The organism is Blautia sp. AM29-29 (assembly GCF_003480555.1).
Classification (GTDB): domain Bacteria; phylum Bacillota; class Clostridia; order Lachnospirales; family Lachnospiraceae; genus Fusicatenibacter; species Fusicatenibacter saccharivorans.
Map to the genome: position 1 here is coordinate 119,301 of NZ_QUJD01000010.1, position 14,553 is coordinate 133,853.

13 protein-coding genes are annotated in these 14,553 nt (G+C 52.2%); 12 read left to right on the top strand and 1 reads right to left on the bottom strand.

What is annotated here, in order from left to right; all coding sequences use genetic code 11:
* The first annotated feature begins 105 nt into the window (after window positions 1–105).
* On the top strand, window positions 106–1,434 hold the full coding sequence (locus DW769_RS09210) for a CCA tRNA nucleotidyltransferase (RefSeq protein WP_118750290.1): 1,329 nt from the start codon (window positions 106–108) through the stop codon (window positions 1,432–1,434).
* A gap of 72 nt (window positions 1,435–1,506) precedes the next feature.
* Here the strand turns inward: DW769_RS09210 and DW769_RS09215 are convergent, their stop codons facing one another.
* A complete protein-coding gene (locus DW769_RS09215; RefSeq protein WP_118750291.1) occupies window positions 1,507–3,372 on the bottom strand; it encodes a beta-N-acetylhexosaminidase in 1,866 nt (621 codons plus the stop codon).
* A 248-nt stretch (window positions 3,373–3,620) separates the two neighbouring features.
* Here DW769_RS09215 and DW769_RS09220 point away from each other — a divergent pair, with 248 nt between their 5' ends.
* The 11 genes from DW769_RS09220 (at window position 3,621) to DW769_RS09270 (ending at window position 14,475) form a co-directional block, all read left to right on the top strand.
* Window positions 3,621–4,598 carry a CotS family spore coat protein gene (locus tag DW769_RS09220; protein WP_055227261.1) on the top strand — a complete coding sequence of 326 codons (978 nt, stop codon included), beginning with the start codon at window positions 3,621–3,623 and terminating at the stop codon, window positions 4,596–4,598.
* A 241-nt stretch (window positions 4,599–4,839) separates the two neighbouring features.
* A complete protein-coding gene (locus tag DW769_RS09225; RefSeq protein WP_022462103.1) occupies window positions 4,840–5,112 on the top strand; it encodes an HU family DNA-binding protein in 273 nt (90 codons plus the stop codon).
* Window positions 5,113–5,122: 10 nt separating this feature from the next.
* Window positions 5,123–5,362 (top strand): RNA-binding S4 domain-containing protein, encoded by a 240-nt coding sequence (locus DW769_RS09230; RefSeq protein WP_022462104.1) that lies wholly within the window; start codon window positions 5,123–5,125, stop codon window positions 5,360–5,362.
* Window positions 5,363–5,449: 87 nt separating this feature from the next.
* Window positions 5,450–5,728, top strand: a complete 279-nt coding sequence (yabP, locus tag DW769_RS09235) for a sporulation protein YabP (protein WP_330410109.1) — start codon at window positions 5,450–5,452, stop codon at window positions 5,726–5,728.
* A gap of 2 nt (window positions 5,729–5,730) precedes the next feature.
* Window positions 5,731–6,138 carry a spore cortex biosynthesis protein YabQ gene (gene yabQ, locus DW769_RS09240; RefSeq protein WP_117761106.1) on the top strand — a complete coding sequence of 136 codons (408 nt, stop codon included), beginning with the start codon at window positions 5,731–5,733 and terminating at the stop codon, window positions 6,136–6,138.
* Between the two features lie 100 nt (window positions 6,139–6,238).
* On the top strand, window positions 6,239–6,568 hold the full coding sequence (locus DW769_RS09245) for an FtsB family cell division protein (RefSeq protein WP_117761108.1): 330 nt from the start codon (window positions 6,239–6,241) through the stop codon (window positions 6,566–6,568).
* A 74-nt stretch (window positions 6,569–6,642) separates the two neighbouring features.
* Window positions 6,643–8,124 (top strand): SpoIIE family protein phosphatase, encoded by a 1,482-nt coding sequence (locus DW769_RS09250; protein WP_055218705.1) that lies wholly within the window; start codon window positions 6,643–6,645, stop codon window positions 8,122–8,124.
* A 15-nt stretch (window positions 8,125–8,139) separates the two neighbouring features.
* Window positions 8,140–9,561: a tRNA lysidine(34) synthetase TilS gene (gene tilS, locus DW769_RS09255; protein ID WP_117761110.1), complete on the top strand. Its 1,422-nt coding sequence runs from the start codon at window positions 8,140–8,142 to the stop codon at window positions 9,559–9,561.
* Window positions 9,558–10,094, top strand: coding sequence for a hypoxanthine phosphoribosyltransferase (gene hpt / locus DW769_RS09260; protein ID WP_022462110.1), 537 nt, complete (start codon window positions 9,558–9,560; stop codon window positions 10,092–10,094). The genes tilS and hpt overlap by 4 nt, the downstream gene beginning before the upstream one ends.
* A gap of 9 nt (window positions 10,095–10,103) precedes the next feature.
* Window positions 10,104–11,966, top strand: a complete 1,863-nt coding sequence (ftsH, locus tag DW769_RS09265; RefSeq protein WP_117509464.1) for an ATP-dependent zinc metalloprotease FtsH — start codon at window positions 10,104–10,106, stop codon at window positions 11,964–11,966.
* Between the two features lie 418 nt (window positions 11,967–12,384).
* On the top strand, window positions 12,385–14,475 hold the full coding sequence (locus DW769_RS09270) for a glycoside hydrolase family 13 protein (protein WP_118750292.1): 2,091 nt from the start codon (window positions 12,385–12,387) through the stop codon (window positions 14,473–14,475).
* Window positions 14,476–14,553: the final 78 nt, after the last annotated feature.

Below are 14,553 nucleotides of genomic sequence, written 5' to 3' on the forward strand. Positions count from 1 at the left end.
TATTATACACATGCAATCCCCAAAATACAACCGCAACCACACTTGCGGTAAAAAAAGGAAACTGTTATACTGGAAAAGCAGATTTAGAAAAAGGAGATAACAAATTTGAAGATAAAAATGCCGCCAAGCGTAAATATGGTAATCGATTCCCTGCATGCGAAAGGCTTCGAAGCGTACGCGGTCGGAGGCTGTGTGCGCGATACGATTCTTGCGCGGGAGCCGGACGACTGGGATATTACAACCTCTGCTTCCCCACAGCAGGTAAAAGAAATTTTTGACCGCACCGTGGATACGGGACTGGAGCACGGAACGGTAACAGTTCTGGCCGGAAGCGGCGCGCACGAGGTCACGACGTACCGCATCGACGGAGAGTATGAGGACGGCCGCCATCCGAAAGAAGTGGTCTTTACCTCCAGCCTCGCCGAGGATCTGCGCCGCCGTGATTTTACGATCAATGCGATGGCATACAACAACGAAGAGGGGCTTGTGGATCTGTTCGATGGAATCGGGGATTTACAGCGCAAAGTCATCCGCTGTGTCGGAAATCCGACCGAGCGGTTCAGTGAGGATGCACTGCGGATCCTGCGTGCCCTCCGCTTTTCCGCACAGCTCGGCTTCAAACTCGATCCGGCAACACTGGATGCCATCATAGCACTCGCGCCGACGCTTGAAAAAATCAGCGCTGAGCGGATCCGTGTGGAACTGAATAAACTGCTGATCTCGAAGCGGCCGGAGTACATGGAGGCCGTCTATGAGGCGGGTATTACAAAAATTGTGCTGCCGGAGTTTGATGAACTGATGAAAACGCCGCAGAACAATCCGCACCACTGCTATAATGTCGGTGAGCACACGATTGCCGCTCTGCAGCACGTTCCGGCAGATCCGATTCTGCGCTGGACGATGCTGCTCCACGACATTGCAAAACCGGCGTGCCGCACAACGGATGAGGCTGGCATCGATCATTTTAAAGGCCACGCACCGGCGGGGGAGAAAATGGCGAAAGCGATTCTGCGCCGTCTGAAATTCGACAACGAAACCATCCGCCAGGTCGCAGCATTGATCCGATGGCATGACTGCCGCATGGCTCCGGAGAAACCGGTGATCCGCCGTATTCTGAACAAACTCGGCCCGGAGCTGTTCGGAAAACTGATGATCGTGCAGGAAGCCGATACGATGGCCAAAAGCCTGTACCAGCGGGAGGAAACCCTGGAACGGATCGGGAAGGTAAGGGAGTGCGTCAGAGAAATTCTCGATAACGGCGACTGCTTTACGTTGAAAACGCTGGCCGTTTCCGGTAAAGATCTGATGGAACTCGGTGTCCCGAAAGGCCCGAAAATCGGCGAATGCCTGAACGCGGCGCTGGAAGAAGTGATGAAAGATCCGGCGAAGAATACAAAAGAATACCTGACAGAGTACGTAAAAACACTGCTGTAAAGCCAAAACGGCAAACAAGAGAGCCGGGGACAGAACAATCCGTCCCCGGCTCTCTTTTGTTTTTTGCTGGTTTTATGCGTTCAGGTCACGCAGCAGATCCGCATACCAGCAGAACACATGGGCAATGCGGTACAGTTCGCTCTCCTTGGAGACGGTGCGCCACAGCTCTTTATAGCTGTGCAGCCACCGCTCGAGATCTCCGGCGAGTGCAAAACAGTCTTCTTTCTCCGGCAGAGTGCCCTCGGAAAGAAGGGAAGCGCGCAGGAACGGCAGCAGGCGGTTCAGCACTTTCAGGCCGTCTGCGGCGAGCAGGTACGCATAGATCATCGGACGGTTCTCCGGGCGGACGGTGCCGGCTTTCTCGTACAGAACGGCGCAGAGCGCGTCGATTGAAGCATTTGCTGCATCCGCATCGCCTTCCGCGCAGGAGCGGAGCAGTTCGGCAGCCTCTTCTTTGTCCTGATGCAGTTCGAGTGCTTCCTGTACCATAACGGCAGTGCGCCACGGATACGCATCCTGATGGCAGAGAAGATCGAGCACGGAAACGAGTTTTCCGGAAGCATCACCAAATTCGAACACGGAAATCTGGCGGTTGATTTCCTCCTCCGGCAGAATGTCTGCATTCCAGGAGAACGCCGCGCCGTAGATCATGCCGATGCGGGAGAAGTCCGGGTGATTGATGTGGCCGTAATCGCCCCAGTCAGTGTTCAGAAGTCCCATCGCATGGCATTCGTGGCCGTAGCGCGCCATTCTGGAAATGTTTTCATACGCCTCATGATACTTGTTGATGAGCTGGTTCCATCCCTGTACGCCCGGGCATACATACAGATGCTCGGCACCGGAATTGGCAAGGCGGGTCAGACGCTCCGATGAAACATTTGACGCATAATCCCAGTGGAGGCAGATCAGGTTCTTCGGCAGGAGATGATAAACTTCCGGCTCCTGGCTGATGACATCACTCCAGAACATCGGCGTGCGGCCGGATTCAGTGATATAGTTGGCAAGCTCTGTCACAAACTCGGTGTAGATGACGGTGGTTCCCTTTTCCTCGACGAGTGCGCGGGAAGCCCCTTTTCCAAGGTCAAACGTTTCATCCGCGCAGAGATTGAAATACTTCGAGGAGAAGAGCTGCATATATTCGGAAAGAATGTGTTTGGCAAGGGAGAGGCTCTCCGGGTTTGTGATATCGAGCGTATGGTGCGCCTGGCGGTCATAGAAGGAGAACGGAGCCGAAGCAGAGCCTTCCAGTTCGCACAGATGTGCATACGATTTCGTGCAGAGCAGCTTGTACAGATGGCCGAAGCTTGCAAGCGACGGAACGAGATCAATGCCAAGTCCCTTGCAGTAGCGGTCCAGCTCGAGGATGTCCTCTGCAGTGAGCGGCGTATCGTCGCGCCACATCTCGGTCAGATCATCGAAGAGATAGCTGTGCTCGATGTAGAGCTGAAGCTGATTGATTTTATAGAAGCTCAAGGTGTCGGCAAGCTGTTTCAGATAGGAAAGCGTCGGAACACGTCCGCGGGTCACATCGTGGTAGAAGCCGCGGTTTTCCATGGCCGGTTTGTCGGAGATCAGGACGGTTGGAAGAACAGCACCTGCCTGGCGGATCATCTGACGGAGTGTCTGCACGCCGTAGAGAACGCCGCTTTCCAGAGATCCGCAGATCGTGATGTTTTCTGGTGTGACAGCGAGGGTATAAGCCTCACGGGATAATTCCGGAGAGGCAGTCAGATAGATCAGGTGTGATCCCACCGGCTGATGACGGCGGCAGATGGCAGGACGGAATCCCGTCTGTGTCTCAATCTCCTGCTGCAGAAGCTGTGCTGCAGAAAAAAGCTCAGCCGGGCTCTCGGAATCGAGAAAAATGCGGCTGTCATAGTGAATTGTAAAGGTGCCCTCTCCGTAGGAAAGGGAAGATGGCTGTGGTAAGAAAATCATAAAAACCCTCCTTAAAATAAAATGATTTTAGAGAACCCCATAACAGGTGTTTTTCATCCTGTCAAGTTTGGAATATTTTACCATGCGGTGAAATTAAAAACAATAAAATAAGAGAAAAAGAAAACACTTTCAACATTGCTTTTGGGATGAAAGAAAAAACAGAAACCAGTATGCATGGCACAGGGCGGATACGCATACATTGAATCGTGACCCCAAAAACGATCACAACAGGGAAAGGAGTCAGGCTCTTGTATGATTATGGATTGAGTGTGCTGTCCCATTACGGTCTTACGGCTTCCGGCACAATGCGGGTGCGGGGCGCTTTATTGTGCCACACCGAACAGGGGGATAAGCTGATCAGCGAGTTCGGGACGGCGGCAGAAAAACTGGAGCAGCGGTATCTTCTACAGTGCCGCATCACGGAGTCGGGGCTCCTGCGGTGCGATCAGATTCTGCGGAACGAAGAGGGAGCGCTTGCAACGCGCGGGGACGACGGAGGAACGTACATTGTGCGGAACTGGTACCCGGGCCGGGAATGTGAGACGGGAAACAGTGAGGATCTTATCCGCGCCTCGGACGCGCTGGCGCGGCTACATACGGCAGCTCATCTGCCGGTGAAAATGGAATACCGGAGGAAATCCATCGTGGAGGAGTGCATCCGCCACAATGTGGAAATTCGAAAGATCCGAAAGTATTTGCAGACAAAAAAGAAGAAAAATGAGTTCGAAAAACTGCTGCTGGCAAGCGCCGGTCCGTATCTGGAACAGGGAGAGCGGGCGGCCGCGGAAATGAAAGCTTCTTCCTATGAAAAACTGCGGCAGCGGGCGGACGAAGAAGGCGCCGTCTGCCACGGGGAATTCAGCCAGCACAATATTCTGCTGGAAAACGGCAGAGGCGAAACGGCGGTCAATTTCGACAAGTGGAACTTCGATCTCCAGGTGGCAGATCTTGGCTATTTTATGCGGAAAATTCTGGAAAAACACGGCTGGAGCGAGCGCGCGGCAGAACGGATTTTAAACGCCTACAGCGCCAGACGGCCGCTCGATGAGGGGGAAATCGAGACACTCCGCCTCTATCTTTCCTATCCGTGGAAATACTGGAAACTGGCAAACCGCTACTACGGAAGCAGAAAATCGTGGATATCCGGGCGGAATACGGAGAAACTAAAAACACTCAATGCGCAGCAGGCAGACTGGCTGCGGTTTGTTAAGGGATCCTTCTTTTAACCGTGCGGTGGAAAAGAGTCTGTTTTGGGCAGAAATCGCCATAAAACCGCTGGTATGGGGGACTTTTTTCTTGACAAGAGAGACGCATTAGTATATAAATATATACAGCTACGCGAAAAAGCCGGTCAACGTAACAGACTGATCATCCGGAAGAAAAACAGCCGGCAGGGCAGGTCGTGTGTATCAGCGGGCCCGCGTACCATGTAAAAAACAAATGTAAGATACAGGAGGAGTAAAACTCATGAACAAAACAGAATTAGTTGCAGCTATGGCTGAGCAGACAAATTTATCCAAAAAAGATGCAGAGGCTGCTTTAAAAGCATTTATCGATGTAGTATCTGAAGAATTAAAGAAAGGTGAGAAAGTTCAGCTGGTAGGCTTTGGTACCTTCGAAGTATCCGAAAGAGCAGCAAGAGAAGGAAGAAATCCGCAGACTGGCGAGACCATGGAAATCAAAGCTTCCAAAACTCCGAAATTCAAAGCAGGAAAAGCTTTAAAGGACATGATGAACTAAGTAAAAATCTATGCGCTTAGATAAATTTTTAAAAGTATCAAGACTGATCAAGCGGCGTACCGTAGCCAATGAAGCCTGTGATGCAGGCCGTGTCCTCGTCAACGACAGACCGGCAAAAGCATCCGCACAGGTCAAGGCAGGAGATGTACTGGAAATTCAGTTCGGAAGTAAATCCGTCAGGGTAGAAGTGCTGAATGTGCAGGAAACCGTGAAAAAAGAAGAAGCACAGGAGCTTTACCGCTACTTATAAGAAGTGCGGCAGGATTCATGTGCAGCGAATAAAAAGAGAAAACCTTCATATAATGGGTGTATAGACCATTGTATGGAGGTTTTTTGTATGGGGGAGATGAACGAACAGGCGCACCGCCTTTTGCTGGAACAGCGGAAAACACTTTCTCTTGGCGGCGTGCAGGATGTGAAAAGCTTTGATGAGAACGAAGTTCTGCTCGTGACCGTCTGCGGTGTTCTTACCATCCGCGGAAAAGAGCTGCATGTGGGCCGTCTGGAGCTGGAAAAGGGAGAGGCGGATATCGAAGGCAGCATCGACAGCCTGGTCTATACGGAACATGGGCCGCTGCAGAAGAAGGGGTCTGCGCTTGCGCGGCTGTTCCGGTAAAAATGAGTGCGTATGTCACCCGGGAGCTGATTCTGTTCGCCTGTTCCATCTGGCAGGGGGCAGTCCTGGGGTTCTGGTACGATCTGATCAAGACAGCGCGGAAACTGATCCGCCACAGCCATGTGGCGGTATCTGCAGAGGACCTCTGCTACTGGATTGCGGCAGCGCTGTATCTGTTTGTACGGATTTACGGAGAGAACAGCGGCGTTCTCCGCGGGTATCTGTTTGGCGGCATCCTTGGGGGCGCTGCATTGTACCACGCATCGTTTGGACGCTTTCTTCCGGAACTTCTGGCAAAGGGAATCAAAAAAGCAGGGCGAATCCTCGCTTTTCCAGGAAAATGGCTGGTAAAAAGTATGAAAAAACGGAGAAAAAGGTTGAAATTTCATGGGAAGAACGGTAAGATGTAACTACACATGTAAGAACAAAAGAAACAAGTCTGCGGACGAAAAACAACAGATAGTTTGGCTGCAGATGGTTGGAAAATAGAAAGCAAGGGTAAAGAAAAGAATGAAAGAAAGGGAAGAAAAGAATTCTGGCCGAAAGAAAAAAGTCAGAAAGAAGAGCTGTACAACAGAGTTCTCAATTACCATAGTCCTGTGCTGCCTGGTTGCAGTCCTTACCGTAAAGGGAATCAGCCTTCAGCAGAAGGTCAATGCAAATGCATCCCGTCTTTCCAGTCTGGACAGCCAGATTGAAGAGGAGAAGCAGCGCACCGATGATATTACCGCCTTGAAAGAATACATGCAGACCGATGAGTACATAGAAAAAACGGCAAGAGAAAAACTTGGCATGGTAAAGGATAATGAGATTTTATTTAAAGAATCCCAGTCGAAATAAACAAAACAGATAAAGAAAGGGCATGATTTCGCAGTCCCCTTTGAAGTCCAGAACAAAGAGAGGAGGAGCGGAACATGCCGGAGTGGATCATTGCCATGTTCCTGATCGGCGCATTGCTGTCAGCAGGGGACATGGCTAAAATTTTTTTGGAAGCCAGAAGAAGCCGCCGGGAAGCGGCCGTCTATGACAATCATCCGCAGAAACTGCAGATGGAGCACTACGCCGATTCGTTCCGCGTTCTGGCAGAGAGCTTTTACCAGATGCCGTCAAAAAGTGTGATGCCGGAGACGGGCCGGGTGGACAAGATTCTGGAAAAAGAACAGCAGGAAGTCTGCAGCCGCTGTGCGAAGGCGTCGTGGTGCTGGGAGCAGTACGGAAACCTGACGCGCGAGCGGTGCCAGGAACTTCTTCAGACAATCGCCGACGGGGATGAGGACGAGATCAGCCGTGCAAAAGGCGAATGGAACGCCTCCTGCCTGAACGGCTCCCGCTTTCTGGAACTGTTCTGGAACCGCTACCAGCAGGAACGCCAGACGGCGCTCTGGTCGGGGCGTGTGGCGGAGAGCCGCCGCGTGGTGGCAGAACAGTTAAGTGAAGTCGCCGGGATTATGGACCGCGCCGCGTGTGATCTGTACAGCCTCAACAGTCTGCCGGACGAGCTCTCGGAAAAAATCTGCCGCCAGATGAAGAAAAACGGGGCTTTCGTCCAGAAAATCTGGCTCCAGGAGCGGCCGAAAGAGCATTTACAGATCTATATGACGGTCAAAGCGGGCCGTCACTGCCGGATCACGCTTCGCCAGACGGCGGAACTGATCGGTTCCCTGTGCGGAATCCCGATGGTTGCGGTACGCGACGGGGCACAGGTCTTAAGCGGAGAATACCAGACGGTGCTGTTTCAGGAGGATGTGAAATTCCAGGTTCTCTACGGTGTGGGACGCATCACCAAGGAGCAGGAGAGTATCTCCGGGGACAATTACAGTGTGCTCTGCGAAAACGGCCAGTTTGTCCTCTGCCTGTCGGACGGCATGGGTTCCGGGATCGAGGCAAACAGGGAGAGCGAGACGGTGGTGGAGCTGTTTGAACAGTTCCTGCGCGCCGGATTCCCGCGGATCATGGCGGCACGGATGATCAATTCGATGCTTCTGCTGCAGCCAAAGGAAGGGATGTTTTCCACGTTTGATGTTGCTTCGATTAATCTCTACACAGGCGTCTGCAGCTTTTTGAAAGGAGGTGCATCGCCGACGTTCCTTAGGCGGGATACGTGGGTGGAGGTTGTGGAGTCGACCAGTCTTGCCGCAGGTCTCGTTTCCCAGACGGATTTTGATACCACAACGAAAAAGCTGTACGACGGTGATTACCTTGTGATGATGACGGACGGAGTGCTGGACGCGCTGCCCGGGGACAGGACGGAGCAGATGAAGCAGCTTCTTCTCGAAGTGAAAAACAGCGAGCCGCGGGAATTTGCCCGGGAGCTTTTGGAACGCGTGCTGCGCCTCGGCGGCTGCCGCGCACGGGATGATATGACGGTTCTGGTCGCCAGAATCTGGAAAAAATAGGAGTAAAAACGAAGGATGCGAGAGAAAGTAAGAGCCTTTATGGAACAGTATCATATGGTAATGGCAGGCGAACGCGTGCTGCTCGGCCTTTCCGGCGGCGCGGATTCCGTCTGCCTGTTTCATCTGCTGCGGGAACTGCAGGAGCCGCTTGGCTTTTCGCTGCTGGCTGTCCACGTCAACCATAATCTGCGCGGCGCGGAAGCCGGGCGGGATGCGGCATTTGCAGAAAATCTGTGCCGGGAATATGATGTTCCGTTCTATCTCTATTCCTGTCCCGTGGAGAAGATCGCAAAAGAAAAGCATCTCTCGACGGAGGAGGCGGGACGCGCGGCGCGGCAGGAAGTTTTTGCAGCGTGCGCAAAGGAGCAGAGGGCAGTGAAAATTGCGCTCGCCCATCACCAGGATGACGTTGCGGAGACGATGCTGCATCACCTGGCACGGGGAACGTCGCTGGCCGGACTTGCCTCCTTACGCCCCGTGCGGGGGAATGTGATCCGTCCGCTTCTCTGCGTCGGACGAAAAGAGATCCGGCAGGAACTGGAAAGCCGTAAGTGTTCCTGGTGTGAGGACAGCACGAATGCAGAGGATGCCTACACGAGGAACGGAATCCGCCACCATGTGCTGCCGTATCTGACCGAAGAGGTCAATCCGCGTGCCGCCGCGCATATGGCACAGACATCGCTGGACCTGCTGGAAACGGAGGAATATCTGGAGCAGCAGACGGATCAGCTGATGGAGCGGTATGCATCCGCAGAGAAAAATGCGGTTGTGCTGCGTGATGCGGTGAGCAGCGAAGCGCCTCTTCTGCAGCGCTACGTGATCCGGCGCGTTCTGGAACAGCTGGCGGGAAAACGGAAGGATCTTACCAGGGAGCATCTGGAATCTGTGCGGGAACTTTTTGAAAAGCAGGTCGGAAAAAGTGTCTGCCTGCCGTATGGAATCACCGCCGTGCGCGGATACGAGACGCTCCGCCTGGAAAAGCAGGGAGTGCATTTAAAAGAAGAACGGAAAAGGAAAAGCGGCGAAGAAGTTCCAATTCCGGTTCCGGCCGGGTGGGAAGAGGAAAAAAGTCTCGCATTTGCAGAAAATCCAGTCACGATTGTGAAAAAAACATCGATTTTTCCCGAAAGAATTGAAGAAAAAAAGTATACGAAATGCTTTGACTGTGATAAAATAAAAGACGGTCTTGTCCTCCGCACGAGAAGAAGCGGAGATTATCTGAGAGTAACCGCAAAAGGCGGGAAAAAGAAACTAAAAGATTATATGATTGATGCCAAGATACCGAAAGAGGAGCGGGATTCCATTCTGCTGCTCGCCGACGGACCGGAGATCTGGTGGGTCGTGGGGTATCGCAGAGGAGAGAGCGGCCGTGTCGGGGAAGACACGAAAGCAGTTCTGCAGATACAGATTGGCGTTGGTAAGGAGGAAAACAGATGAAAGAGACAATCAGAGTATTATTAAGCGAAGAAGAAGTAGACAGACGAATTAAAGAAGTAGCAGACCAGATCAACCGCGATTACGCAGGAAAGGAAGTGCACCTGATCTGCGTTTTAAAAGGCGGCGTATTCTTTATGTGCGAGCTGGCAAAACGCATCACAGTGCCGGTAAGCCTTGACTTTATGTCCGTATCAAGTTACGGCGATGACACCAAGTCCAGCGGAGTTGTCCGTATTGTAAAAGACCTGGATCAGCCGCTGGAAGGAAAAGACGTTCTGATCGTGGAGGATATCATCGATTCCGGAAGAACGCTTTACTATCTGATCGACATCCTGAAAAAGAGAAATCCGAAATCCGTACACCTGTGTACTCTGCTCGACAAGCCGGAGCGCAGAGTGCGCGATGTCAAAGTAGATTATACCTGCTTTAATATCCCGGACGAGTTCGTCGTAGGCTACGGCCTGGATTACGCACAGAAATATCGGAATCTTCCATACATCGGAGTAGTGGAGTTTCACGAAGACGAGGAGTAAAAAGAAAATATGAACAGACAGCGCAGTGGATTTGGACTCTACGCGGCGTTTATGGTGATTATCGTGCTTGCCATGTTCTATATCACCGGAAAAATCAGCGCAGGCAGCAGCCCAAGTCAGCAGAAATTTGAAACCGCCGTAAAAGACGGCAAAGTGACATCCGCGCAGATTGTCCAGAACAAAGAAGTGCCGACCGGCTCCGTCGTGGTACAGGAGCAGGGCGGTGACAGTTATACGGTCAATGTGACCGACGTAAACGCAGCTATCAGCCTTCTGGAGGATGCTGATGTAACGTACACCGTACAGAATGTCCAGAGAGACAGCATTTTCATGACGTCCGTCCTGCCGGCCCTGCTGCTCGGTATGATCCTTCTTTTCGGCATGTCGATGATGAACCGCTCCATGGGCGGCGGTGGAGGCGGCGGAAACAAAATGATGAATTTTGGAAAAAGCAACGCCCATATGTCCACCGACAAAGACAAAAAAGTCCTGTTCCGCGATGTTGCGGGCTTAAAAGAGGAAAAAGAAGACCTCGTTGAGGTGGTCGATTTCCTGAAAGCACCGGAGAAATATACACAGGTCGGCGCGAGAATCCCGAAAGGAGTTCTTCTTGTGGGCCCTCCTGGAACCGGTAAAACCCTTCTGGCGAAAGCTGTTGCAGGAGAGGCAGGCGTGCCGTTCTTCAGCATTTCCGGATCCGATTTCGTGGAAATGTTCGTCGGCGTCGGCGCTTCCCGTGTCCGCGACCTGTTTGAGGAAGGAAAAAAACATGCGCCGTGCATCATCTTCATCGATGAGATCGACGCCGTGGCAAGACGAAGAGGCACCGGTATGGGCGGCGGCCACGATGAGAGAGAGCAGACATTAAACCAGCTTCTCGTTGAGATGGATGGTTTCGGCGTCAATGAGGGCATCATCGTGATGGCAGCGACGAACCGTGTCGATATCCTGGATCCGGCGATTCTCCGTCCGGGCCGTTTTGACCGCCGCGTGGTTGTAGGACCGCCGGATGTCATGGGCCGTGAGGAAATCCTGAAAGTCCATGCAAAGAACAAACCGCTGGCCGAGGATGTGGATCTGAAACAGATCGCGCAGACGACCGCAGGCTTCACCGGCGCAGAGCTGGAGAACCTGCTGAACGAGGCAGCAATCATGGCGGCAAAGGACCGCAGAAGATTTGTGCGCCAGGCCGATATCAAGTCTGCTTTCATCAAAGTGGGCATCGGTGCGGAGAAGCGCAGTAAAGTCATTTCGGATAAAGAAAAACGGATCACCGCATACCATGAGACAGGCCATGCGATCCTGTTCCATATGCTGCCGGATATGGAGGCGGTCTATACGATCTCCATTATCCCGACAGGTCCTGGCGCAGCGGGCTACACGATGCCGCAGCCGGAGAACGATGATATGTTCCAGACGAGAGGCAAAATGATGCAGTACATCACCGTATGCCTCGGCGGCCGTGTGGCAGAGGAGCTGATCTTCGACGATATCACAACGGGCGCATCCCAGGATATCAAACAGGCGACGGCTACCGCCCGTTCCATGATTACGAAGTACGGTATGTCTGAGAACCTTGGTCTTGTCGCTTACGATTCCGATTCGGATGAGGTCTTCATCGGCCGCGACTGGGGCCATACGAAGAGCTACAGCGAGAATGTAGCCGCAGCCATCGACGAGGAAGTCCGCCAGATGATCGAGAAATGCCACGATCAGGCGAAACAGATTATTCTGGAGCATTCCTATGTGCTGCATGAGTGTGCAAAGCAGCTGATGGAAAAAGAGAAGCTGAGCCGTGCTGAATTCGAAGCCATTTTTGAGCAGGAAGCACAGATGACAGGAACAGCACCGGAAGTTTCTGGAGAAATCTGATATCTTTTTATTTGCAATAGAAAACCTGCAGAGAACAAAAAAAGTTTTTTGCAGGTTTTTTTCTGCGATTTTACGGGCGTTTGTGCAAATTAAAACAGAAAATCCGAAACGCCGGAAAAATTCATCGTTATTTTGAATAAGAATCAAATGAAAAAAAATCGCGATTTGTGCAGACTTTTCGAGGGACGTATGGTACTATAATAACTGTAAAAACCCCCCAATACATTATATAGTTTTTGCTACACCCCATAAGAGAAATACCTTCTCCAAAAGAGCCAGCGTACCCCGCTGGCTCTTTTACTATATAAAAATCCAATAAACACAATCGTTACATGTGTTCAGAAAAAGGTTGTATTACATGGCAGTGTTGGGTAAAATATAAGGAATGAATGATTGAGAAAGACAGAGGCGTTAGTTCATGGATAAAACAAGAATGCAGCAGTATATGTCACAGATGCGGGCGATGTTCAACAAGCATGCGCTCTACAGCGATGAATCCCCGCAGTATCAGATTCCGTTTGAGCCGAACCCGGGCGACACGGTGAAGATCTGGTTCCGTACCCTGAAAAATAATGTAGATGCGGTTTATTTCATCAGCGGTTCCATCCGTGCACAGATGCAGGTCGGTTTGGTCCGGAACGGTTTTGATTATTACGAGATCGAGATTCCGGTCGGAAATGAGCCGATCCGCTATTTTTTTGAGATTCAGGCAGGCCGCGTGGTCTGCTATTACAACAAGCTCGGTGTCACAAGAGAGCTGCAGGAGATGTACTCTTTCGGCATTATCCCGGGCTTCCATACGCCGGACTGGGCGAAGGGCGCTGTCATGTATCAGATTTTTGTGGACCGCTTCTGCAACGGAGATCCGTCCAACGATGTGCTGACGGGAGAGTACAGCTACATCGGTGAGCAGGTCAACAAGGTGGATGACTGGAACCGCTTCCCGGAGCAGATGGATGTCCGCAATTTCTACGGCGGCGATCTGCAGGGCGTCATTGACAAGATGGATTATCTGCAGGATCTCGGTGTGCAGGTCATTTATCTGAATCCGGTGTTTGTTTCGCCGTCGAACCATAAGTATGATATTCAGGATTATGACTATATTGATCCGCATTTCGGAAAGATTGTCTCCGACGAAGGCGATCTGCTCTGGCCGGGCGACAAGGACAATACGCGGGCAACGCGGTATATTGACCGTGTGACGAACAAGGCGAACCTGGAGGCGAGCAATGAACTGTTTATCCACCTGGTGGAGGAGGCGCACAAGCGCGGCATGAAGGTGATTCTGGACGGCGTTTTCAACCACTGTGGTTCGTTTAACAAGTGGCTGGACCGCGAGCGGATTTATGAGGCCGGAAAGGGCTATGAGCCGGGCGCGTATGTGGCGCAGGACAGTCCGTATCACACGTTTTTTAAGTTTTATAATGAGCATAACTGGCCGTACAATGAGTTTTATGACGGCTGGTGGGGCCATGATACGCTGCCGAAGCTGAACTACGAGGGTTCGGAGAAGCTGATGGAGGATATTATGCGCATCGGCGCGAAGTGGGTTTCTCCGCCGTTTAATGCGGACGGCTGGCGGCTGGATGTGGCCGCTGACTTAGGACACAGCCCGGAGTTTAACCACAAGTTCTGGAAGGAGTTCCGGCGCGTTGTGAAGGAGGCGAATCCGGAGGCAATTATTCTGGCGGAGCACTACGGCGATGCGATGAGCTGGCTGCAGGGCGACGAGTGGGATACGGTGATGAACTATGATGCGTTTATGGAGCCGGTTTCCTGGTTCCTCACGGGTATGGAGAAGCACAGTGATGAGTTTAACCAGGGACTTCTCGGAAACAGTGAGAGTTTTATCGGGGCGATGACGTATCATATGCCGGCGTTTTATGCGCCTTCGCTGTATACGGCGATGAATGAGCTGGATAATCATGATCATTCGCGGTTCCTCACGAGAACGAATCATCGTGTGGGGCGTGTGGCGAATGTTGGGCCGTATGCGGCTGCGGAGAATACGAATAAGGCGGTGCTGCGCGAGGCGGTTGTGATTCAGATGACGTGGCCGGGGGCGCCGACGCTGTATTATGGGGATGAGGCCGGCCAGGTCGGGTTTACGGATCCGGATAACCGGAGGACGTATCCCTGGGGACAGGAGGATCAGGAGCTGATCCGATTCTATAAAGAAATGATTGCGGTGCATCGGAGATTTCCGGTGCTGGCGATGGGATCGCTGAAATTTCTGTACCATGATTATAATGTGCTTTCTTATGGACGGTTTAATCAGGAGGAGCAGGTGATTGTGGTGATTAATAACCGGAATGAGAGGGTGCATGTGGAGATTCCGGTGTGGCTTACCGGGATTAACCGGAGTTCGGTAGCGAAGCTGACGCAGGTGTTTGCGACGGATGCGGTGGGATTTTCTTCGGAGGAGAAAGAAATCGAGGCACCGGCGGGCATACTGGAGATGGATTTGCTGCCGTTATCGGGAGTGGTACTGCATAGATGCGAGGAGTGACGGACGCCTCGCCGCCGCATCACGCAAGACCGAACGGGCGGCGGCGAGGCTGGTAGTGGGGACGGGAGATTGAAAAAT

What these genes read in the sequence shown, in the direction of transcription:
- DW769_RS09250 (WP_055218705.1), top strand. Translation starts at nt 6,643, where the DNA reads ATGCCGGAGTGGATCATTGCCATGTTCCTGATCGGCGCATTGCTGTCA.
- DW769_RS09270 (WP_118750292.1), top strand. Translation starts at nt 12,385, where the DNA reads ATGGATAAAACAAGAATGCAGCAGTATATGTCACAGATGCGGGCGATG.
- DW769_RS09225 (WP_022462103.1), top strand. Translation starts at nt 4,840, where the DNA reads ATGAACAAAACAGAATTAGTTGCAGCTATGGCTGAGCAGACAAATTTA.
- DW769_RS09245 (WP_117761108.1), top strand. Translation starts at nt 6,239, where the DNA reads ATGAAAGAAAGGGAAGAAAAGAATTCTGGCCGAAAGAAAAAAGTCAGA.
- DW769_RS09215 (WP_118750291.1), bottom strand. Translation starts at nt 3,372, where the DNA reads ATGATTTTCTTACCACAGCCATCTTCCCTTTCCTACGGAGAGGGCACC.
- yabQ (WP_117761106.1), top strand. Translation starts at nt 5,731, where the DNA reads ATGAGTGCGTATGTCACCCGGGAGCTGATTCTGTTCGCCTGTTCCATC.
- DW769_RS09230 (WP_022462104.1), top strand. Translation starts at nt 5,123, where the DNA reads ATGCGCTTAGATAAATTTTTAAAAGTATCAAGACTGATCAAGCGGCGT.
- tilS (WP_117761110.1), top strand. Translation starts at nt 8,140, where the DNA reads ATGCGAGAGAAAGTAAGAGCCTTTATGGAACAGTATCATATGGTAATG.
- ftsH (WP_117509464.1), top strand. Translation starts at nt 10,104, where the DNA reads ATGAACAGACAGCGCAGTGGATTTGGACTCTACGCGGCGTTTATGGTG.
- yabP (WP_330410109.1), top strand. Translation starts at nt 5,450, where the DNA reads ATGGGGGAGATGAACGAACAGGCGCACCGCCTTTTGCTGGAACAGCGG.
- hpt (WP_022462110.1), top strand. Translation starts at nt 9,558, where the DNA reads ATGAAAGAGACAATCAGAGTATTATTAAGCGAAGAAGAAGTAGACAGA.